Genomic DNA, 23110 nt, shown 5'->3' on the forward strand with positions numbered 1-23110 from the left:
CTGGACGCCCCGGTGCTGGTCAACATGTACGGCATCACCGAGACGACCGTGCACACGACGTACCACCGGATCACCCGGCGCGACCTGGAGCCCGGCGCGGGCAACCCGGTCGGCCGGCCGCTCGGCGACCTGACCGTCCACCTCCTCGATCCGCGGGGGCAGTTGGTGCCCGTGGGCGTTCCCGGGGAGATCCACGTCGGTGGTCCCGGTGTCGCGCGGGGCTACCTGAACCGGCCGGAGCTGACGGCGGAGCGGTTCGTGCCCGACCCGTTCGGCCCACCCGGCTCCCGCCTCTACAGGTCCGGGGACCTGGCACGGCGCCGCCCCGACGGCAGCCTGGACTTCCTCGGCCGCGCCGACGACCAGGTGAAGATCCGCGGCTACCGCATCGAACTCGGCGAGATCGAAGCGGCCCTGGCCACCCACCCGGACGTGCGGGAGGCGGTCGTCCTCGCCCGCGAGGACACCCCCGGCGACAAACGACTCGTGGCGTACTGCGTCGCCCCCGCCGACGCCGACCTCCCCGCCGGTGCGGAACTGGCCGCCCACTGCGGTGCGGTCCTGCCCCCGTACATGGTCCCGGCGGCGTTCGTCGCGCTGGACGCGCTGCCGCTCACCGCCAACGGCAAACTGGACCGGCGCGCCCTGCCCGCCCCCGGCGACGACGCCTTCGCCCGCGCCGCGTACACCGCCCCCCGCACCCCCGCCGAGGAACGGATCGCCGCCGTCTGGCGCGACGTCCTCGGCGCCGACCGGGTCGGCGTCCACGACAACTTCTTCGACCTCGGCGGCGACTCCATCAGCGCCGTCGCCCTCGTCGGCGCCCTGCGCGAACAGCGCCTCGACGTGTCCGTCGGCGACGTGTTCGCCCACCGCACCGTCGGGGAACTGGCCGCGCTCCTCGCCACCCGCGCCGGGCTCGCCCACCGCGACGAACCCGTCGCGCCGTTCGCGCTGCTGGGCGACGAGGACCGGGCCAAGCTGCCCGCCGGGCTCGCCGACGCCTACCCGATGTCACTGGTGCAGACCGGCATGGTCGTGGAGATGCTGGGCGGCGGCGACGCGTACCGCAGCTTCGTCTCGTACCGGATCAGCGACCGCCACCCGTTCTCCGCCGACGCCCTGCGCGCGGCGACCGCCCTCGTCGTCGGCCGGCACGAGCTGCTGCGGACCTCCTTCGACCTGCACACCTACTCCGTGCCGATGCAGCTCGTGCACGCGGACGCGGACGTGCCGGTGACGGTCCACCGGGTGCCGACCACCGGAACCGGCGAGGACGGCACGCCCGGCGAGGAGCTGATGGACCTGCTCCGGGCGGAGCGGGACGCCGCCATCGACCTGGGCCGCGCGCCGCTGCTGCGCGTGACCGCCTACGTCTCCGAGACCGACGGCGCGGGCGGCCCCGGCACCGACGGCACCGACGGCGGCTGGTGGCTGTCGATCGCCCGCCCGCACGCCATCACCGAGGGCTGGAGCCACCACCGGCTGCTGGCCGAACTGACCGGCGCGTACCGCAGGTTCCGCGACGGCCTCGCCCCGGAGCCGTACGAGGCGCCCGCCGTCCGCTACGCCGACTACATCGCCGCCGAACTCGCCTCCCTGGACTCCGAGGAGGACGCGGCCTACTGGCGGGACATCGTCGCCACCCACGCGCCGTTCACCCTGCCCGAGGGCCGGCGGCGCGACGACGGGCCGGGGGAGAGCTACGACGTGCGGATCCCCCTCGACGACCTGGAGGACTCCCTGCGGGGCCTCGCCACCCGCCTGCGCGTCTCGCTCAAGAGCGTCCTGCTCGCCGCCCACGCCAAGGTCATGAGCCGGTTCACCGAGGCGCCCGCCTTCCACCTCGGCCTGGTCTGCGACGGCCGCCCCGAGATGACCGGCGCCGACCGGGTGTACGGCATGCACCTCAACACCGTGCCGTTCCCCGTCGACCGGACGGCCCGCACCTGGCGCGAGCTGATCACCCGGGTCTTCGACCGGGAGGCCGAACTGTGGCCGCACCGGCGCCACCCGCTCCCCGCCGTCCAGCGCGAACGGCGCGGCGGCCGGCTCGTCACCGTCGCCTTCAACTACGTCGACCTGCCCCGCGCGCAGGACGGCGACGGCCCCGACGACACCCGCGCCGACGCGCGGTTCGGGGTGTCGCAGACCGAGTTCGACCTCACCCTGCACTGCCGCGGCGACCGGATGAACCTCACGACGAACACGGCCGTCCTCAGCCGCGCCGACGGCGAACGGCTGCGCGCCATGTACCGGTCCGTCCTGGAGGCGATGGCCGCCGACGCCGACGGCGACGCCCGCGCCGCCCACCTCCCCGACGACGAGCGCCGGCTGCTGCTCGACGAACGGACGGCGACCCGCCGGGACCCCGTCGACCTGTCCGTACCGGAGGAGTTCCAGCGGCACGCCGCCCGCACCCCCGACGCGGTCGCCCTCGTCTCCGACGACACGGCGACCACGTACGGGGAGCTCAACACCCGCGCCAACCGGCTCGCCCACCGGCTGCGCGAACTCGGCGTCGGACCCGAGGTCCTGGTCGGCATCTGCCTGGAGCGCTCGCCCGACCTGGTCCTCGCCGTCCTCGCCGTCCTCAAGGCCGGCGGCGCCTACCTGCCGCTCGACCCCGAGTCGCCCGCCGAACGCCTCGGCTTCATGGCCGACGACGCCGCCACCCGCTTCCTGCTCACCCGCCGGGACCTGCTCACCGCGGTGCCCGCCGGCGGGGCCACCACCGTCCTGCTGGACGACGAGGCGAATTGGAGCGGACACCCCGGCACCGACCCCGCCCCGTCCGCCGGGCAGGACGGCCTCGCCTACGTCATCTACACCTCCGGCTCCACGGGACGGCCCAAGGGCGCCATGGTCCGCCGCGACGGCATGGGCAACCACCTGCTGGCGAAGATCGAGGACCTCGGGCTCGGCCCCGGCGACAGCGTCGTGTTCAACGCCCCGCCGGCGTTCGACATCTCCGTATGGCAGATGCTCTCCGCCCTCGTCACCGGCGGCCGCGTCCGCGTCGTCGACGGGGACACCGCGCCCGACCCGAAGGCCCTGTTCGGCCGGGTCGCCGACGAGGCGGTCACCGTCCTGGAGGTCGTCCCGTCGCTGCTGCGCACCGCCCTGGACCTGTGGGACGCCACGGGGTCCGCCCCCGCGCTGCCCGCCCTGCGCCGGCTCGTCGTCACCGGCGAGGCGCTGCCGCGCGACCTGTGCGCCCGGTGGCTCGCCCGCTACCCGCACATCCCGCTCCTCAACGCGTACGGACCCACCGAGTGCTCCGACGACGTCACCCACGCCGTCCTCGCCGACCCGGCCGCCGAGGGCCGCGTGCCCATCGGCGAACCGGTCAGGAACACCCGGCTGTACGTCCTCGACGCGTGGCTCCAGCCCGTCCCCTCCGGCGTCCCCGGCGAGCTGTACGTCGGCGGCGCCGGAGTGGGCCGCGGGTACCTGAACCGGCCCGCGCTGACCGCCGAACGGTTCGTCCCCGACCCGTTCGGCCCGCCCGGCGCGCGCCTGTACCGCACCGGCGACCTGGCCGCCTGGCGCCCCGACGGCGGCCTGGACTTCCTCGGCCGCGTCGACGACCAGGTGAAGGTGCGCGGGCACCGCGTCGAACTCGGCGAGATCGAGACGGCCCTCGCCGCCCACCCCGCCGTCGGCCAGGCCGTCGTGGTCGTCCGCGACGAGCGCCTCGTCGGCTACGTCACCGCGGCCGGCGGCGAACCGGCCGGCCCGGAGGAGCTGCGCGACCGGCTGGCCCGGACGCTGCCCGACTACATGGTCCCCGGCGCCTTCGTCACCCTGGACGCGATCCCGCTCACCCCCAACGGCAAGGTCGACAAGCGGGCCCTGCCCGCCCCCGGCGACGAGGCGTTCGTCCGGGGCGAGTACGTCGCCCCGCGCACCGACGCCGAGCGGCGCATGGCCGACGCCTGGCGCCGGTCCCTGGACGTGGAGCGCGTCGGCGTCCGCGACGGCTTCTTCGACCTCGGCGGCGACTCCATCCGCGCCGTCGCCCTGGTCGGCGCCCTGCGCGCGGAGGGCGTCGACATCGCCGTACGGGACGTCCTGGAGGCCCGCACGGTCGAACGGCTCTGCGCGCTCGTCGCCGGCCGGGAGGGGCTGACGGAGGCCGACCGGACCCTCACCGAGCGCTTCGCGCTGGTCTCCGACGCGGACCGGGCCCGGCTCCCCCAGGACGTGGTGGACGCCTACCCCCTGGGCAGGACCCAGCTCGGCATGCTCATCGAGATGATCGACGGCGAGCGGAACCCGTACCACATCGTCAACACCTTCCGCGTCGCCGACGACCGGCCGCTCGACCCGGACGCGCTGCGCCGGGCCGCCGCCGTCCTCGCCGAGCGGCACGAGGTGCTGCGCACCTCCTTCCACCTCACCGGCTACTCCACGCCGCTCCAGCTCGTGCACGCGACCGCCCGGATCCCCGTCCACGTCCACGACGTGCGCGGCCTCGACGAGGACGCCCTCACCGCCGTCCGGTCCGAACTGATGCGGCGGCAGCGCGCGGAGACCTTCGACGTCGAGCGGGCCCCGCTGTTCCGGATCACCGCCCACGACGAGAGCGACGAGGCGTGGTGGGTGACCTTCACCCAGTCGCACGCCATCACCGAGGGCTGGAGCTACCACCAGCTGCTGGTCGAACTCCTCGACTGCTACCACGCCTTCCGCGACGGCACCGAGCCCGCGCCGTACGAGGTGCCCGAGGTGCGGTTCGCCGACGCGATCGCCGCGGAACTCGCCTCCCTGGAGTCCGACGCCGACCGGGCGTACTGGCGGCGGATCACCTCCGGGCACGCCCCGGTCGTGCTGCCCGCCGACTGGGCCGGCGAGTCCGACGAACTCCTCTACCAGGAGGTGCCGTTCGACGACCTCGGCGAGCGGCTCAGGGAACTGGCCGCCACCGCCGGCGTGTCGCTCAAGAGCGTCCTGCTCGCCGCCCACATGAAGGTCCTCGGCCAGATCACCGACGAGCCCGCCTACCACGCCGGACTCGTCGTCGACACCCGCCCCGAGGCCCTCGGCGCCGACCGGGTGCTGGGCATGTACCTCAACACGCTGCCCCTCGCCGTCGACCGCTCCGCCCGCACCTGGCGCGAGCTGGTCGCCCAGGTCTACGCGCGCGAGGTCGAGCTGTGGGAGCACCGCCGCTACCCGATGCCCGTCGTCCAGCACGAGTGGGGCGGCGGACGGCTCGTCAACGTGTACTTCAACTACATCGACTTCCACCAGGTGGACACCGGCAGGGTCGCCACCGGGACGCGGATGACCAGCGCCACCAACGAGTTCGACCTGACCGTCTTCAACCGCGGCGACCGGCTCCACGTGAACACCCGCGCGTCCGTCATGACCCGCGACCACGCCGAACGGCTCGCCGGCACGTACCGGGCCGTGCTGGAGGCGATGGCCGCCGACGCCGACGGCGACGCGCGGGCCACCTGCCTCCCGGCGGGCGAACGCGAGCGGCTGCTGCGGCAGGCGGGCGCCACCGCGGACGCGGCCGCCGGCGCCCACGAGCCCGTACGGTCCTGCGTCCACGAGCTGTTCGCACGGCAGGCGGCCCGCACCCCCGACGCCGTCGCCGTCGTCGCGGGCGGCACGTCCCTGACGTACGCGGAGCTCGACGCCCGCGCCAACCGGCTGGCCCACCGGCTGCGGGCGCTGGGCGCCGGACCGGAGCGGCTCGTCGGGGTGTGCCTGGAGCGCGGCCCGGACCTGCTCCCCGCGCTGCTGGGCGTCCTGAAGTCCGGCGCCGCCTACCTGCCCCTCGACCCGGCCAACCCGGCCGACCGCCTCGCCCACGTCCTGCGCGACGCGGGCGCCGCGGTCCTGGTCGCCGAGACGGGGACGCTGCCGCTCGTCGAGGGCGTCCACGACGGCCCCCTCGTCGTCCTGGACCGCGACGCCGACCGGGCCGCGTGGGCCGCCGAGCCCGCCACCGCCCCCAACCCGCCGTCCGGCCCCGACAACGCGGTCTACGTCATCTACACGTCCGGGTCGACGGGCCGTCCGAAGGGCGTGACGCTCACCCATGCCAACGTGGTGCGGCTGATGACCACCGCGCAGGAGCACTACGCCTTCGACGACGCGGACGTGTGGTCCATGGCGCACAGCTACGCCTTCGACGTCTCCGTCTTCGAGATGTGGGGCGCCCTGTTGCACGGCGGCACCCTCGTCGTCGTGCCGGGCGAGGTGACCCGCTCGCCCGAGGAGTTCCTCGACCTGCTCGTCGAGCGGGAGGTGACCGTCCTCAGCCAGACGCCGTCCGCGTTCCGCTCGCTGGTCGCGGCGGCCGCCGCGGGGGACGAGCGGATCGGGCGGCTGTCCCTGCGCGCCGTGGTCCTCGCCGGCGAGAGGCTGGAGACCGGCGAGCTGCGGCCGTGGACCGAACGGCTCGGCCTCGGCCGGGTCGCCCTGGTCAACATGTACGGCATCACCGAGACGACCGTGCACACGACGTACCACCGGATCACCCGGCGCGACCTGGAGCCCGGCGCGGGCAACCCGATCGGCCGGCCGCTCAGCGACCTGACCGTCCACCTCCTCGACCCGTACGGCCGGCTCGTGCCGACCGGCACCCGCGGCGAGATCCACGTCGGTGGTCCCGGTGTCGCGCGCGGCTACCTGAACCGGCCGGAGCTGACGGCGGAGCGGTTCGTGCCCGACCCGTTCGGCCCGCCCGGCTCCCGCCTCTACAAGTCCGGCGACCTGGCGCGGCGCCGCCCCGACGGCAGCCTGGACTTCCTCGGCCGCATCGACGACCAGGTGAAGATCCGCGGCTACCGCATCGAACTCGGCGAGATCGAGACGACCCTGGCCACCCACCCGGACGTGCGGGAGGCGGTCGTCCTCGCCCGCGAGGACACCCCCGGCGACAAACGACTCGTCGGCTACGTCGTCCCCGCCGGCGACACCCCGCCCGACCCGGCCGCGCTGCGCGACCGGCTCGCCCGGACCCTGCCGCCGTACATGGTCCTGGCCGCGTACCAGGTCATCGACCGCGTCCCGCTCACCCCCAACGGGAAGCTGGACCGCCGTGCCCTGCCCGCCCCCGGCCGCGACGCCTTCGCCCGCGCCGCGTACACCGCCCCCCGCACCCCGGTCGAGGAACGGGTGGCCGCCCTCTGGCGCGAAGCCCTCGGCGCGGAACGCGTCGGCGTCCACGACGCCTTCTTCGACCTCGGTGGCGACTCCCTCAAGGCCGTCGTGATCGCCGGCGCGATGCGCGCGGCGGGCCTGGACGTCACCGCCCGCGACGTGCTGGAGCACCGCACCGTCGAGGCGCTGTGCGCCGGGGTGTCCGGCCGGACCGCGCCGACCGCGCTGATCACCGCCGTCGCCCCGTTCGCGCTGACGGCCGCCGAGGACCGGGCCCGGCTGCCCGAGGGGCTCGCCGACGCCTACCCGCTGACCCGGACCCAGACCGGCATGCTCGTCGAGATGCTCTCCGGTGACGGGCCGCGCGCCTACCACCGCGTGTCGTCGCTTCGGGTCGGGGCCGGGGAACCGTTCTCCGCCGAGGCCCTGCGCCGGGCGCTGGCCGAGCTGATCGCCCGCCACGAGGCGCTGCGCACCTCCGTGGACACCCGCTCCTTCTCCGTACCCCTCCAACTGGTCCACGCCTCCGCCGAGGTGCCGCTGCGCGTGGTCGACCTGACCGGGGCCGACGAGGCGCGGCGGGAGCGGGTCCTCGCGGAGGCGCTGGACGAGGAGAGCCGGACCCCGCTGCCGCACGACCGGGCGCCGCTGATGCGGCTCACCGTCCACCGGCTCGCGGACGGCGCCTGGCAGCTCACCGTCACCCAGTCGCACCTCGTCATCGACGGCTGGACCTTCGCGACGTTCCGCGACGAACTGCTGGGGCTGTACCGGGCCTTCCGGGACGGCTCCGACGTCCCGGCCCACGAGCCGCCGTCGGTCCGGTTCGCCGACACGGTCGCCGCCGAGCTGCGGGCCCTCGCGTCCGACGAGGACCGCTCCTACTGGCACCGCGTCGTCACCGGCCACGCCCCGTTCACGCTGCCCGACGGCTGGGGCGACGCCCCCGGCACGCCGCGCCGCACCCACCGGTTCACCGTGCCCCTGGACGAGGCGGGGCCGGGCCTGCGGGCCCTCGCCGCGGCGGCGGGCGCCCCCCTCAAGAGCGTCCTGCTCGCCGCCCACCTCACCGTCCTCGGCCGGCTCACCCCCGAACGGCGCTTCCACACCGGCCTGGTCACCCACTGCCGCCCCGAGGCGCCCGGAGCGGAGCGGGTCTACGGAACGCACCTGAACACCCTGCCGTTCCCCGCCGAACCGACCGCACCCACCTGGACGGCGCTGGTCGACCGGGTCTTCCGGCGGGAGCTGGAGGTGTGGCCGCACCGGAACTTCCCGATGCCCGCGATCCAGCACGACCTCGCCGGAGGCGGCCGCCTCGTCGAGGTGTACTTCAGCTACGAGGACTTCGACACCCCGCGCCCCGGCCCGGCCGGCCCGCGCGGCGAGGCGGCGGGGGGCTTCAGCCACGACGAGTTCCCCCTCACCGTCACCGCCCGCGACACCGACCTGGTCCTCGCCGTCGACGGCCGCGCCGTGAGCGAGGCGAACGGGCGGCGCCTCGCCTCGATGTACCGGCAGGTCCTCGCGGCGATGGCCACCGACCCGGACGGCGACGCCCAGGCGGTGTTCCTGCCGGACGGCGAGCGGGACGGCGCTCCCGCGGCGGCCCCGGCGGCCCCGGCTCCGGACCTGGTCGCGGCCGGGTTCGAGGAGGCCGGGGGGAGTCCGCTGGCACGGTTCGAGGAGTGGGCGCGGCGCACCCCCGCCGCCCCCGCGCTGACCGTGGACGGCGTGCGCGTCCCGTACGCCGGGCTCGACGCCGCCGCGCGCCGGATCGCCGGCCGGCTGCGCCGGGCCGGGGTCACCGCCGGACGCGTCGTCGGCCTGCTGCTGGACCGCGGCGCCGACTTCCCGGCCGCGCTGCTCGGCACCTGGAAGGCGGGCGCCGCCTACCTCCCGCTGGACCCGTCGCTGCCGGCCGAGCGGCTCGCGTACCTGCTCGCCGACTCGGGGACCGCGGCGCTGGTCACCACCGGCGCGCACGCGCCCGCCGCGGCGGGCTTCACGGGGCCCCGCGTCCTCCTCGACACGCCCGACGACACCGACGGCGCCGACGGTACGCAGGGCGCGGACGGCCCTGACGGCACCGGCGGTCCGCAGGACGCGGGCGCAGACGGGCAGGGGACGGGAGGCCCGGCCTCACCGGACCCGGACGGCCTCGCCTACGTGATCTACACCTCCGGCTCCACCGGCCGCCCCAAGGGCGTGCAGGTCACCCACCGGGGGCTGGCGCACTTCCTCGACCACGCCCGGCGCGTCTACGCCGGCGACGGCGGTCTCGGCGCCCCGCTGTTCGCGTCGGTCGCCTTCGACATGGCCGTCGCGAGCCTGCTCGCGCCGCTCACGGCCGGCCGGCCCGTGCACGTCTTCCCGCAGGGCCGGGACCTCGACGGGCTCGGCGCCTGGCTGGAGGAGCACGGGCCGTTCGACTTCCTGGAGGCCACCCCCGGCCAGATCGACCTGGTCCACGGAGGGCTCGGGACGCCGCGGGCGCCCCTGGCGGGCACGGTGGTGGTCGGCGGCGAGACCGTCACCCCGCACGGCGTCGTACGGGCGCGGGCGCTCGCGGGGCGGGGCGGGGTGCTCAACTCGTACGGCCCCACGGAGGCGACCGTCGTCACCCACGAGTTCGCCGTACCCGCCCCCGGGGCCCGGCCCGAGCCCCAGTCCGGAGCGTCCGTCCCGATCGGCCGCCCGCTGCCGTACGTGACGGCGCGCGTCCTGGACGCGCGGCTCCGGCCGGTGCCCCGGGGCGTCACCGGGGAACTGCACGTCGGCGGACCCGGCGTCGCCCGCGGCTACCTCGGCCGGCCGGCCCTGACGGCGGAGCGGTTCGTGCCCGACCCGTACGGCGCGCCGGGAGCCCGCCTCTACCGGACCGGCGACCTCGTCCGCGAACGGCCCGACGGGAGCCTCGACTTCCTCGGGCGCGACGACGGCCAGGTCAAGGTCCGGGGGCACCGCGTCGAACCCGGCGAGGTCGAGGCGGCCCTGACCGCCGTCCCGGGCGTCACCGACGCCCGCGTACTGCTCCGGGGCGACCGGGGCGACCGGGACGGCCGGGCTCACCGGGACGGCCGGGGAGCCGCCGGGGAGGAGCGGCTCGTCGCCTACCTCGTCGGTGACGCCGTGCCCGCGCCCGGGGCGCTGCGGGAGGCCCTCGCGAGGTCCCTGCCCGCCCCCATGGTCCCCGCCGCGTTCGTCACGCTGGACGCCCTGCCGCTCGACCCCAACGGCAAGCTGGACCGCCGCGCCCTGCCCCTCCCGGACGACGCGGCGTTCGCCCGGCGGCCGTACGAGGCCCCGCGCACCGGCACCGAGCGGCGGCTCGCCGCGGTGTGGGAGCGGCTGCTGGACGCCGGGCGGATCGGCCGCGACGACCGGTTCTTCGCCCTCGGCGGCCACTCGCTGCTCGCCCTCCGGGCCATCGCCGAGGCCCGCCGCGCCGGCCTGCCGCTGTCGCTGCTCACGATCTACCGGGACGACCGCCTGGCGGCGGTGGCGGCGGAGGCCGACGAGGCGGTGGCGGCGGAGAACCGCGGCGCCGCGCCCCCGAGCACCGCGCGGCGGTCGCCGGCGGCCGTGCCGGGGAGCACCGGGGGCGGGCTGACGGGGCCGGAGGTGCCCGGCGCGAGCCTCGCGGTCATCGCGGACGGCGAGCTCGTCGCCGTCGAGCACCACGGGGTGACGGAGGCGGGCGGCGGCACGCCGATCACCTCGGACACCCTGTTCCAGGTCGGCTCGCTCAGCAAGCTGATCACCGCCGTCGGCGCGGTCCGGCTCGCCCAGGAGGGCGTCGTCGACCTCGACGAGGACGTCGCCCGCTCCCTGCGGCACTGGAGCGTCCCGGACGGCGTCACCCTGACGCTGCGTCAGCTGCTCGGGCACCTGGCCGGCCTCGAACCGACGCCGAGCACCGGGCAGGACCGGGGGGAGCGGCTGGTGGAGCTGCCGGACCTGCTGCACGGGAGGCGTCCGGACCTCCATCCGGCGGTCCGCTCCTCCGCGGCGCCGGGCACGGTCTTCCGCAAGGCCAACGTCCACTTCTCGGTGGTCCAGCAGGTCCTGGCGGACGCGACCGGGGAGCCCTTCGACGCGTTGATGCGCCGGGTCGTGTTCGAGCCGTTCGCCATGGCGGACAGCAGCTTCGACCAGTCCTTCCCCGAGCGCTCCGGCCGGCCGGTGGCCGTGGGGCACGGCCGGGACGGGCGGCCGCTGCCGGGCGGCTGGCGCCGGTGGCCCGACACGGCCGCCGCCGGACTGTGGACCACGGCGACCGACGTCGCCCGGGTCCTGCTGGAGATCCGCCGCTCCCGCCTCGGCCGGCCGCTGGCCCTGCTGGGCGCCGACGGCGCCGGGCAACTGCTGACGCCGGGGCACCCGCACAGCGCGTACGGGCTCGGCACGGTCGTCGACGACCTCGGCTCCGACACGCAGTTCGGGCACGGCGGTTCGGGCGCCGGCTACCACGCCCTGGCCATGTGCCGGATCGGCGCGGGCACCGGCTTCGCCGTCCTCACCAACGGCGACGCGGGGGCGGAGGCGGCCAGGCACTGCGTACGGCTGCTGGAGCCGGGGCGGTACACCGCCGGGTCGCCGGACCGGTCCGCGTGAGCGCCGTCGGCGGGCCGGACGTCGCGTCCGGCCCGCGGCGGCCCCCGGCCCCCCTGCGCAAGAACCGCGACTTCCTGCTGCTGTGGCTGGGCGCCGGCCTGTCCGTGCTCGGCGACCGGGCCGCCACCGTCGCCTTCCCGCTGCTGATGGTCTGGTACGGCGGCTCGACCGTGGAGGCGGGCCTGGTGGGCTTCGCCGGGCTCCTGCCGATGCTCCTGGTCCAGCTCCCGGCCGGTGTCGTGGTGGACCGGCTCGACCGGCGCCGCACGATGATCGTCTGCGACGTCGCCGGGCTCCTGGCCATGGGCAGCGTCGCCGTGGCGCTGGCGCAGGGACGGCTGTGGCTGCCCCACATGCTGGTCGTCGCGTTCGTCGAGGGCACCGCCGCCATCTTCTACCGGCTGTCGGAGCGCGCCGCGGTGCGCAACGTCGTCGACGAGGCCCACCTGTCGACGGCGCTCTCCCAGAACGAGGCGAGGGCCCGCGCGGCGGGCCTCCTCGGACAGCCGCTGGGCAGCTCCCTGTACGGGGCGGCGAAGTGGTCCCCGTTCCTCTTCGCCGCCGTCGGCCACCTCGCCGCGCTGGTCGGCCTGCTGCTGATCCGGGCCCGGTTCCAGACCGCCGAACGCCGGCACGAGCCGTGGCGGATGCGGGCCGAGATCGGCGAGGGCTTCACCTGGCTGTGGGGGCAGCGCTTCCTGCGGGCCGCCATCCTGTTCGTCGCCGTCACCAACGTCCTCTTCCAGGCGCTCTCCCTGGCGCTCGTCCTCATCGTCAAGGAGAGCGGCGGCTCCCCGGCCACCATCGGACTCATCGGCCTCGTGTCCGGCGTCGGTGGCATCGCCGGTGCCCTCACCGGCTCGCGGTTCGTGCGGCGGCTGCACCCCGGCACCGTGATGATCTCGATCTTCGCGGTGTGGGCGGCGCTGATGCCCCTCGTCGCGCTCACCACGAACGTGTTCGTCCTGGCCGCGCTGTTCGCCGGGACCTCCTTCGCCGGAGCCGTCCTCAACCTGATGGCCGGGGTCTACCAGGTGCAGACCACCCCGGACGCCATGCAGGGCCGGGTGGGCGCCGTCGCCGGGCTGCTGAGCTCCGGCGCGAGCTCCCTGGGCGCCCTGGCCGGCGGGTTCGCGCTCGCCGCCGTCGGGTCGACCACCACGGTCCTGGCGGTCGCCGCGGTGATGCTGGGCACCTTCGTGGCCGCCGCCCTGACCCCGGCCGTGCGCGGCGCCCGCCGCGACGGCACGCCGCCCTCCCCGCCCGCCCGGCCGGCCGACGCCGCCGACGGGCCGTCATAACCGCCGTATAGGCGCAGTATCGGCCGGCTCAGCACGATCGCACCCCGGGCCGAGCACCGCCCCGACCCTTTGGAGAGCCGATGAACCACGCGCCGGAGCCGCCCTTCGCGCCGCTCCACGAGAGCATCGCGCGCCGGGCCGACTCGACCCCCGACGCCCTCGCCGTCGTGGCCGGGGACCGCGCCCTGACCTACCGGGAACTCGACCGCGACGCCAACCGGCTGGCCCGGCTCCTGCTGCGCGCGGGCGTCGAGGCCGGGGCGCCCGTCGGGGTGCTCCTGCCGCGCGGCCCCCACCTCGCCGCCGTCCTCCTCGCCGTGTGGAAGGCGGGTGCGGCCTACGTCCCGCTCGACCCCGGCCACCCCGGGGCCCGCACCTCCGCCGTCCTCGCCGACACCGGCGCCGCCGTGGTGGTGACCGCGGCGGACCTCGCCGACCGCTCCGCGGCGCCCGGCGTCCGCACGGTGGCGCTCGACCCGGCCGCCACGGTGCTCGACGGCCTGCCCGACCACGCCCCGGCCGTCGAGGTGAGCGGCGACCACCCCGCGTACGTCCTGTACACCTCCGGCTCCACCGGCCGGCCCAAGGGCGTCGTGGTGAGCCACCGCGGCCTCGCCAACCAGGTCTCCTGGCGCGTGCGCACCCACGGCATCGGCCCCGGCGACCGGGTCCTCCACAAGACGCCGCTCACCTTCGACGCGGCGGGCTGGGAGATCCACGCCCCGCTGGCCGGCGGCGGCACCGTCGTCATGGCCCCGCCGGGCGCCGAGCAGGACCCCGCGCTGCTCGTGCGCACCGTCGCGGAGCAGCGCGTCACCGTCCTGCAGGTCGTGCCGTCCGTGCTGCGCGCGCTGGCCGACGAACCCGGCTGGCGGGACGTCACCACCCTGCGGCTCCTCTCCTCCGGCGGCGAACCGCTCCACGCGGAACCCGTCCGGCGCCTCCTGCGCCGGATGGCGGACGGCGACGGCGCGGCCGAGGTCGAGGTGTGGAACACGTACGGCCCCACCGAGTGCTCCAACGAGGTCACCGCCCACCGCCTCGACCCCGTCCAGCGCACCGGACCCGTCCCCATCGGCACCCCCCTGCCCGGCGTCCGCGCCGTCGTCGCCGGCCCCGGCGGCCGGCCCGTCGCGCCGGGGGAGCGCGGCGAACTGCGCATCGGCGGCGTCCAGCTCGCCCACGGCTACCTCGGCCGCCCCGCACTCACCGCCGAACGCTTCGTCCCCGACCCGGACGGGCCGCCCGGCGCCCGGCTGTACCGCACGGGCGACCTGGTGCGGCAACGGGCCGACGGCGCCCTGGAGTACCTGGGGCGCACCGACGACCAGGTCAAGGTCAACGGCGTCCGCATCGAACCCGCCGAGGTGGAGGCCGCCCTCGCCGGCCACCCCGGCGTCCTGGAGGCGGCCGTCGCCTCCTACCGGGCCCCCGGCGGCGCCACCCGCCTCGCCGCGTACCTGCGGCCCCGCCCCGGCGACCGGGCCCCCACCGCCGAGGAACTGCGCGCCCACCTCGCGACCCGGCTCCCGGCGACCCACCTGCCGTCCGCCTACGTGGAGACCGCGGCCTTCCCCCGCACGTCCAGCGGCAAACTGGACCGGCGGGCCCTGCCCGCCCCCGACACGACGGCGGACCCCGTCGGGGCCGCCCCGTCCACCGACGCCGAACGCCTCGTCGCCGGAGTGTGGCGGGAACTGCTCGGCGCCGGCGCCGTCGGCGCCCACGACGACTTCTTCCGCCTCGGCGGCTCCTCCCTCCAGCTCACCCGCCTCGCCAACCGGCTGCGGGCGGCCACCGGCCGGGAGATCCCGCTGCCCGAGCTGCTGCGCGCCACCACGGTCGCCGCGCAGGCCCGGCTCGTCACCGGCGACGACGACCGCCCCGACCGCCCCGTCGACCCCGCAGCCGACCCCGCCGTACGCCCCGTGCCGCGCACCGGCCCGCTGCCCCTGTCGCTCGGCCAGCGCCGCCTGTGGCTGCTGGAACGCATCCGCCCCCGCGGCCGCGAATGGGTCACCGGCCTGTTCCTGCGCGTCCCCGCCACCGACGACGTACGCCTGGTGCGGACCGCCCTCGACACGCTGAAGGCCCGCCACGAGGCGCTCCGCACCCGGTTCACGACCGACGGCGGCCGCGACGGCGAACCCGTGCAGGTCGTCGACCCGCCCGGCCCCATGGAGCTGCGCACCGTGACGGCCCCGCGGGCGAAGGCCGGGGAGGTCGTCGAGGAGGACGCCGCGGAGGGCTTCGACCTGGAGAAGGGGCCCGTCGTACGCGCGCTGCTCGTCAGCGACCCGGACGCCGGCGACGGATCGGCGGGCCCCGCCCCCGACCGCACGCTCGTCCTGCTGATGCACCACATCGTCGGCGACGGCTGGTCGGCCACCGTGCTGCGCGAGGAGTTCCACGAGATCATCGGCGCGCTGCGCGAGGGCCGCCCGCCCCGGCTGCCCGACCTGCCCGTGCAGTACGGCGACTTCGCCGTCTGGCAGCGCGCGCGCCTCACCGACGAGGTCGTGGCCCGGGAGCTCGCCCACTGGCGGACGGTGCTCGACGGGGCGGCGCCCCTCGCCCTGCGCACCGACCTGCCCCGGCCCCCCGCCCGCGACGCGCGCGGCGCGGTCGTGACGTTCACCGTGCCCGCCGCCGTCGCCGAGGCCCTCACCCGCACGGGGCGGCGCGGCGGCGCGACCCCGTTCATGGTGCTGCTCACGGCGTTCACGACGCTGCTGGCCCGGTCCACCTCCCAGTGGGACGTCGTCGTCGGCACGCCGGTGGCCGGACGGGAGCGGCCCGAGATCGAGAACGTCGTCGGCTTCTTCCTCAACAGCCTCGTCCTGCGCTGCCGGCTGGCGGGCTCCCTCACCTTCGAACAGGCCGTGCGGCACGTCGGGGACGTGTGCAAGGACGCCTTCGCCCACCAGGAACTGCCCTTCGAGGAACTCGTCGCGGACCTCGCGCCGGAACGCGACCCGTCGCGCACCCCCCTCTACCAGGTGGCGTTCGACTACCACGACGTGCAGCTCACCGGCTCCGCCGCCGACGCCGCCGACCTCGACGCCGTCACCGCCGTGTCGTCCGTGGCGAAGACCGACCTCACCCTGTACATGCGGGGCCAGCCCGACGGCACGGTCGTCGGCGCGCTGGAGTACGCCACGTCCCTGTTCACCCGCCCCACCGTCGAACGGCTCGCCGGCCACTTCCAGCGGCTGCTGGAGTCCGTCGCGGCCGACCCGCTCGGCCGCCTCGACGCGCTGGACCTCCTCCCGGACGGCGAACGCGCCGCCCTCGCCCGCTGGTCCACCGCACCGGCACCCGGGGTGACCGCCTCCGTGCCCGCCCTGTTCGGCCGCCGGGCCGCCGCCACGCCCGACGCGACCGCCCTGGTCGCCGACGGCGTCAGCGTCACCTTCGCCGAACTGGAGGCGCGGGCCAACCGGCTGGCCCACGCCCTGCGGGACCGCGGCGTCGGCCCCGAGTCGGCGGTGGGCGTCCTCCTCGACCGCGGCGCGGACCTGCCGGCCGCGCTCCTCGCCGTGTGGAAGGCCGGCGGCGCCTACGTGCCGCTGGACCCGTCCTTCCCGGCCGAACGCGTCCGGCGGGTCCTGCACGACGCCGGCGTGGACGTGCTGGTCACGTCCACCGCGCACCGGGAGCGCGCCGCGGCCGGCTTCCCCGGCCGCGTCCTGGCCACCGACGACGGGGCCGCGGGCGTCGACGCCCTCTCCGACGAGCCGCCGCGGCACCCGCCGCACCTCGACCCGGACCGCGGCGGCGACCTCGACCTGCTCGCGTACACGATCTACACCTCGGGCTCCACGGGCCGTCCCAAGGGCGTGCAGATCACCCACCGCGGCCTGGCCAACCACGTCCGCTGGGCGGTCGAGGAGCTGGCGTCACGCGGGGGTGGCGGCGGCGCCGTGTTCTCCTCCGTCGCCTTCGACCTCGTCGTACCGAACCTGTGGGCGCCGCTGCTCGCCGGACAGCCGATGCGGCTGCTGCCGCAGGACCTGGACCTCGGCGAGCTGGGGCCGCTGCTGCGCGCCGGGGCGCCGTACTCCTTCCTGAAACTGACCCCCGGCCACCTGGAGATCCTCGGCCGGCAGCTCACTCCCGAGGCGATGGCGGACCTCGCCGGCGTCGTCGTGGTGGCGGGCGAGGCCCTGCCGGTGAAGCAGGCGGACCGCTGGGCGCGCGCCCTCGGCCCCGGACGGCTGATCAACGAGTACGGCCCCACGGAGGCGTCCGTCGGCACCTGCGTCCACCCCGTGACGGCCCCCGTGACCGGCGAGTCCGTCCCCGTCGGACGGCCGCTGCCCGGCGTCACCACCCGCGTCCTCGACGACCTGATGCGCCCCGTCCCCGTCGGCGTCGTCGGGGAGCTGTACGTCGGCGGCACCGGCGTCGCCCGCGGCTACGGCGGCCGGCCCGGACTGACCGCCGAACGGTTCCTCCCCGACCCGTACGGCCCCGCCGGGACGCGCCTCTACCGCACGGGCGACCTGGTGCGGCTGCTGCCCGGCGGGGACGTCGACTTCGTCGGCCGGCGCGACGGCCAGGTGAAGATCCGCGGCCACCGCGTGGAACTCGGCGAGATCAGGAGCGTCCTCGACGACCACCCCGCCGTACGGGACAGCGTCGTCGTCACCGTCGAGGACGCGGGCGGCGCCGCCGCCCCGGCCGCCTACTGGGTGCCCGCGCCGGGCGCCGGGGACCCGCGCGAACTGCGGGAAGCCCTCGCCGCCCACTGCGCCGAGCGGCTGCCCGCGTACATGGTCCCCGCCACGTTCACCGCGATCGACGCCGTGCCCCTCAACGCCAACGGCAAGCTGGACCGGGCCGCGCTGCCCCGCCCCGAGAAGGCGCCCGACGAGACGGTCGCGCCGCGCGGCGTCGTGGAGGAGCGCATCGCGGAGATCTTCGGGGAACTCCTCGGGATCGAGGCCGGCGCGCACAGCCACTTCTTCCGCAGCGGCGGCAACTCGATCCTCGCCATCCGGCTGATCGCCGCCATCCAGGACGCCTTCGAGATCGACTTCCCGGCGCGGGCCGTCTTCGAGGCGGGCACCGTCGCCGAACTGGCCGAGGCCGTCGAGGCCGGCATCCGCGCCGAGATCGACCGGCTGCCCGAGGAGGAACTCCTGGCGCGGGCGCGGGAACTGGACGAGCCGCACACCCCCCGACCCACCACCGAAGGAAGCGAAGAGGGATGACCGAAGACGACTACGCGACCGCGCTCGTCCGGTACGTCGGCGGGGAACTGCTCCCCGGCGACGCGCGCGACGGACTCACCGACACGACACCGCTCATGGAGTCGGGCCTCCTCGACTCGCTGCGGGTGGCGCTCCTGCTGACCCACATCCGCGACGAGTTCGGCCTGTACGTGTCGCCCGCGAAGATCGACGCCCACCACTTCCGCGACATCCGCACCATCGCCGCCATGCTCCACGGCCTGGCGCTGGAGAACGAGACCCAGGGGGAACCGGCATGACGACGGCCGACTTCGACGTCGCGGTCATCGGGGGCGGGCCCGCGGGCTCCACCATGGCCTCCTACCTGGCCCGCGCCGGGCTGTCCGTGGCCGTGTTCGAGAGCGAGACGTTCCCCCGCCCGCACGTCGGCGAGTCCCTCGTCCCCGCGACCACGCCCGTCCTGCACGAGATCGGCGCCCTGGAGAAGATCGACGAGGCGGGCTTCCCCAAGAAGTACGGGGCGTCGTGGACCTCCGCCGAGTCCCGCGACATCCCGCGGATGGGCTTCAGCGGCCTCAGCCACGGCTGGACGGCCGACATCGCCTTCGTCGAACGCGACCAGCCCGGCGTCGACCGCGACTACACGTTCCACGTGGACCGCGGCCGGTTCGACGCCATCCTGCTGCGCCACGCCGACGAGCAGGGCGCCACCGTCTTCAACGGCGTCCACGTCCTCGACACGGACTTCACCGACCCCGAGGTGGTGCGGCTGACCGTCCGGCTCGCCTCCAAGGAGGTCGACTTCACCGCCCGCATGGTCGTCGACGCCTCGGGCCGCCAGACCCACCTCGGCCGCCGGCTGAAGGTGAAGGTCCCCGACCCGGTCTTCGACCAGTACGCCGTGCACACCTGGTTCGAGGGACTCGACCGCGACGCCGTCGCCGGCGACACCTCCCAGGCCGACCACATCTTCGTCCACTTCCTGCCCATCAAGGACACCTGGCTGTGGCAGATCCCCATCACCGACACGATCACCAGCATCGGCGTCGTCACCCAGAAGAAGCGCTTCGCGGCCGCCGCCACCGACCGCGAGGGCTTCTTCTGGGACTTCGTCTCCAGCCGCCCCGAACTGCACGACGCCCTCAAGAAGGCGCGGCGGGTACGTGAGTTCAAGGCGGAGGGCGACTACAGCTACGCCATGAAGCAGATCTGCGGTGACCGCTTCGTCCTCGTCGGCGACGCCGCCCGGTTCGTCGACCCGATCTTCTCCAGCGGCGTCAGCGTCGCCCTCAACAGCGCCCGCATCGCCGCGCGGGACGTCATCGCGGCACACGAGGCCGGCGACTACACGCGCAAGCGGTTCGAGACGTACGAGACGAAACTGCGCCGCGCGGTCCGCTACTGGTACGAGTTCATCTCCATCTACTACCGGCTGAACGTCCTGTTCACCGCGTTCGTCCAGGACCCCCGCTACCGCATCGACGTGCTGAAGATGCTCCAGGGCGACGTGTACGACGGGGAGGAGCCCAAGGCCCTCACCGCCATGCGGGAGATCGTCGCCGAGGTGGAGGCCAACCCGCAGCACCTGTGGCACCCCTACCTGGGCACGCTCAAGGCACCCACCTCCGCACCCGCGTTCTGACCGCGCGGGACGTCCACCGGGGCGAGACCATGCAGAGAATCCGTTTCACCGCGTCGGACCTGGCCCGCACCCGGCTGGTAGGCACCCTCGGCCCCCTCGCCGAGGGTGTCCTCGCACTCGGCGCCCTCACCACCTCCGGCCACGCCGAGTACGCGTGCTGGCGCACCGAGGCCCACCGCCGGCTCCTCCGGCACGCCGCCGCCTGGCCGCCCCCGGGCCGGCCGCTGCACGCCGCCGGGGCCCCCGACGGGCTGCTGTTCCTGCTGGAAGGGGGCCCCGGGCGGCCGCCCGCCCCCGGGCCGCCGCCCGGACTGTCCCGCGCCGACGCGACCCGGCTGGCCCTGGACGTGTGGCGGGCGGCGGTCGCCCCGTACTGGGACGGCATCCGGGAGGGGCTGGAGGCCGAGTGCGAGGCGCGCGGCCGGATCGCCCTGGCCGGGGGAGTGGAGCGGCTCCTCGCCACCCTGCACCCGCGGATCGCGTGGAACGGGCCGGTCCTCGAGGTCGCCGACGGCCCCGACCGCGACATCCACCTCGACGGGCGCGGCCTGCTGCTGTGCCCGTCCGTGTTCCTGCCGGGCCGGGTCGGCCGGGTCGTCGAGCGCGAGCCCGGGACCGGCATGGCCGCCCTCGTCTTCGCGGCGCCCGCCGCCGGGGCCCGGGCCGCCGACCTGTGGGGCCGGCCCGGGGACCGGGTCCAGGCGCTCAGCGCCCTGGTCGGGCAGACCCGGGCGGCGGCCCTGCGCGCGCTGACCGCCGCCTGCACCACCAGCGAGCTCGCCGCCCGGCTGGGCATCTCCGTGGCGGGCGCCAGCCAGCACACGGCCGTCCTGCGCCACTCCGGGCTCATCACCACCCGCCGCGTGCGCAACAACGTGCTCCACACGGTGACGCCCCTCGGCATGGCCCTGCTCGGCGGCCGCCTGCGCGACGGCGCCGCGTCCGTCAGCCCTGCGGGGCCGCCGGCCACGTACGGAACTGCCGCAGCCCGTACAGCAGCGGGACCGGGTCGCCTCGCCGGGTGACCCGCCGGACCTCCCCGTACACCGCCACGTGGTCGCCCACGGGCTGCGCCAGCGCCACCGCGCAGTCCGCGACCGTGTGCGCCGCGCCCGTCAGGTGCGGGCCGCCCGCCTCGGCGCCGGCCTCCCACGCCACCTTGCGGAAGCGCTGCGGGTCGCCGGAGGCGAACAGCTCGGCCGTCGGGCGGGCGGCGGCGTGCAGCAGGTTCACGGCGAACGCCCCGCCGGCCAGCACCGCCTCCAGGGTCGGGCCGCCCTGCCGGAGGCACACCAGCAGGACGGGCGGCTCCAGTGACACCCCGCACACGGACGAGCAGGTCATGCCGCGCGGTGAGCCGTCGGGGAGGGCCGCGGTGACGACGGCGACCCCCGTGGGGAAGCCGCTCATCAGGGTCCGGAACTCGTCGGGGGTGGCCGTGACCGGGATCCGGGTGGCCGATTCGCTCATGGCACGCTCCGTGGTGTGTCGGTACGGGCCTCCCGGGCGGCGGGCGGCGGGCGGCCGGCGGCGGGCGGCCGGCGGCGGTGGACCCGCGCGGGGTCCCGCCGGTCCGCGGCCCTCCACGACCTAGCGCAGCCGGGAGAAGTAGTCGTACGCCCGGGGCAGGGTCGCCGTCAGGTGCCGGGTCTTCTCCCGGATCGCGTCGAACTCCCGCCGCGCCGCGGCCGGGTCGGCCAGGGCCAGCGCCGGCGACGGCTTGACCTCGATGCCGCCCATGCCGAGCAGGACGCACATGTACGAGTACGGCGGCAGCCCGTGGTAGTACGGGAAGACCGTCTCGCTGTCCGGCAGCTGCGTCCGCCACCTCTCGATGCGCGCGGCCAGCCCGTCCGGCACCGGGCGGGTCTTCGCGTCGCGCCAGTACCGGGTGTCGGACCGCTTCGCCGCCGCGTAGTGGAGCACCAGGAACTCCCGCACGCCGTCCATCACGTGGGCGACCGCGTCGTTGTAGCGGTCACGGTGGGTGGGGTCCCAGTCCGCGCCGGGGAAGTTCTTGGCGAGCTGCTCGATCGCGTGGTGGATGAAGAAGATGCCGGTCGACTCCAGCGGCTCCACGAACCCGCTGGACAGGCCGACGGCGACGCAGTTGCGCACCCAGGAGTCGCGGCTGCGGCCGATGCGCATCCGGATGTGGTTCGCCTCGACGTCGGCGGCGGCGGGGCCGACGAACGCGCGCAGGGTGCGCTCGGCCTCCTCCGGGGAGAGGTAGTCCCGGGCGTAGACGTACCCGGTGCCGACGCGGCCCATCAGGGGGATCGTCCAGATCCACCCGGCGTCCTGGGCGGTGGCGGTGGTGCAGGGGCGGATGCCACGCTCCTCCATGTCCATCGGGACCTGGAGCGCGACCGCGCTGTCGTTGGGCAGGGTGTCCTGGTACGAGACGAACGGCTCCCCGAGCGCCTTGTTCAGCAGCAGGCCCCGGAAGCCGGTGCAGTCGACGAACAGGTCGCCGGTGAGCTCCCCGTGCCCGGCCGTCCGGACGCCGCTGATCCAGCCGCGCTCGTCGAGGGCGACGTCGGTGACGTCGTCGACGACGTGCGTGACGCCCCGCTCCACCGCGTACGCGGTCAGGTACTTCGCGAGGAGGGCGGCCTCGAAGTGGTACGCGTACGGGAACTGGGTCTTGCCCTGGTGCTCGGACATGGTCAGGCCCTGCATCTCGCCCGCGCCCTCGTCGAAGGGCTGGTCGAGGAGGGTGCCGTCGAGCCGGCGGGGGCTGAGCCCCGCGTCGATGACCGAGGCCATGACGAAGCAGTCCTTGTCGAACCGGTCCGTCGGCCCGTCCTGGAGCCACCAGTCGGCCAGCGGGTGGCCGTTGACGGAACGCATCTGCTCGAAGGGGTGGTAGAAGTAGTGCCCCGGCTCGCGCCAGTTCTCGAACCGCACCGCCAGTTTGTAGGTGGCGTTGCAGGCCGGCATCCAGTCCTCCTCCTTGAGCCCGAGGAACTCGAAGAAGTGCCGGATGTCGCTGAACGTGGCCTCCCCCACGCCGATGGTGCCGACCTTCCCGGACTCCACCAGGGTGATGTCGATCCGGTCGCCGAAAGCGGCCTTCAGATACGAGGCGGTCATCCAGCCCGCCGTTCCCCCACCCACGATGACGACTCTGTTGAGCATCCGCGTCCCCAATCCCGTGATTCCGCGACGGCCAGATGAAAAACGACACTAGGGCCGCCCGGCAATCCCCGGAAGGTCCTTAAGTGACCCCT

The 23110-nt window shown here is 75.6% G+C and carries 7 protein-coding genes and 1 pseudogene; 6 read left to right on the plus strand and 2 right to left on the minus strand.

Going from position 1 to position 23110, the window contains the following annotated elements; translation table 11 throughout:
* Positions 1 to 12: 12 nt before the first annotated feature.
* The 6 genes and pseudogenes from IE106_RS19900 to IE106_RS19925 form a co-directional block, all read left to right on the plus strand.
* Positions 13 to 11739 (plus strand): annotated as a pseudogene (locus tag IE106_RS19900) (non-ribosomal peptide synthetase); the annotation flags it as partial.
* Positions 11736 to 13040 (plus strand): MFS transporter, encoded by a 1305-nt coding sequence (locus tag IE106_RS19905; RefSeq protein WP_189535959.1) that lies wholly within the window; start codon positions 11736 to 11738, stop codon positions 13038 to 13040. The pseudogene IE106_RS19900 and the gene IE106_RS19905, both read left to right, overlap by 4 nt.
* Positions 13041 to 13120: 80 nt before the next feature.
* Positions 13121 to 18256: a non-ribosomal peptide synthetase gene (locus tag IE106_RS19910; RefSeq protein WP_189535961.1), complete on the plus strand. Its 5136-nt coding sequence runs from the start codon at positions 13121 to 13123 to the stop codon at positions 18254 to 18256.
* Positions 18253 to 18534 (plus strand): acyl carrier protein, encoded by a 282-nt coding sequence (locus IE106_RS19915; protein WP_189535963.1) that lies wholly within the window; start codon positions 18253 to 18255, stop codon positions 18532 to 18534. Before IE106_RS19910 ends, IE106_RS19915 begins: the two co-directional genes overlap by 4 nt.
* Entirely contained in the window at positions 18531 to 19877 is a 1347-nt protein-coding gene (locus IE106_RS19920; protein ID WP_189535965.1) for an NAD(P)/FAD-dependent oxidoreductase, read from the plus strand. Before IE106_RS19915 ends, IE106_RS19920 begins: the two co-directional genes overlap by 4 nt.
* A gap of 29 nt (positions 19878 to 19906) precedes the next feature.
* Complete coding sequence (locus IE106_RS19925) at positions 19907 to 20902, plus strand: ArsR/SmtB family transcription factor (RefSeq protein ID WP_189535967.1); 996 nt, start codon at positions 19907 to 19909, stop codon at positions 20900 to 20902.
* Here the strand turns inward: IE106_RS19925 and IE106_RS19930 are convergent.
* The gene (locus tag IE106_RS19930) at positions 20823 to 21347 is read right to left on the minus strand and encodes a flavin reductase family protein (RefSeq protein WP_189535969.1); all 525 of its coding nucleotides are present in this window, start codon (positions 21345 to 21347) and stop codon (positions 20823 to 20825) included. The genes IE106_RS19925 and IE106_RS19930 overlap by 80 nt on opposite strands.
* A gap of 120 nt (positions 21348 to 21467) precedes the next feature.
* Positions 21468 to 23018 carry a tryptophan halogenase family protein gene (locus tag IE106_RS19935; RefSeq protein WP_189535971.1) on the minus strand — a complete coding sequence of 517 codons (1551 nt, stop codon included), beginning with the start codon at positions 23016 to 23018 and terminating at the stop codon, positions 21468 to 21470.
* Positions 23019 to 23110 lie beyond the last annotated feature (92 nt).

The sequence above is a fragment of the Streptomyces roseolilacinus genome (assembly GCF_014649335.1).
In the GTDB taxonomy this organism is placed as follows: domain Bacteria; phylum Actinomycetota; class Actinomycetes; order Streptomycetales; family Streptomycetaceae; genus Streptomyces; species Streptomyces roseolilacinus.

Excerpts from the sequence above, each read along its gene's own strand:
- IE106_RS19930 (WP_189535969.1), bottom strand. The coding sequence starts at position 21,347 with ATGAGCGAATCGGCCACCCGGATCCCGGTCACGGCCACCCCCGACGAG.
- IE106_RS19920 (WP_189535965.1), top strand. The coding sequence starts at position 18,531 with ATGACGACGGCCGACTTCGACGTCGCGGTCATCGGGGGCGGGCCCGCG.
- IE106_RS19910 (WP_189535961.1), top strand. The coding sequence starts at position 13,121 with ATGAACCACGCGCCGGAGCCGCCCTTCGCGCCGCTCCACGAGAGCATC.
- IE106_RS19935 (WP_189535971.1), bottom strand. The coding sequence starts at position 23,018 with ATGCTCAACAGAGTCGTCATCGTGGGTGGGGGAACGGCGGGCTGGATG.
- IE106_RS19925 (WP_189535967.1), top strand. The coding sequence starts at position 19,907 with ATGCAGAGAATCCGTTTCACCGCGTCGGACCTGGCCCGCACCCGGCTG.
- IE106_RS19915 (WP_189535963.1), top strand. The coding sequence starts at position 18,253 with ATGACCGAAGACGACTACGCGACCGCGCTCGTCCGGTACGTCGGCGGG.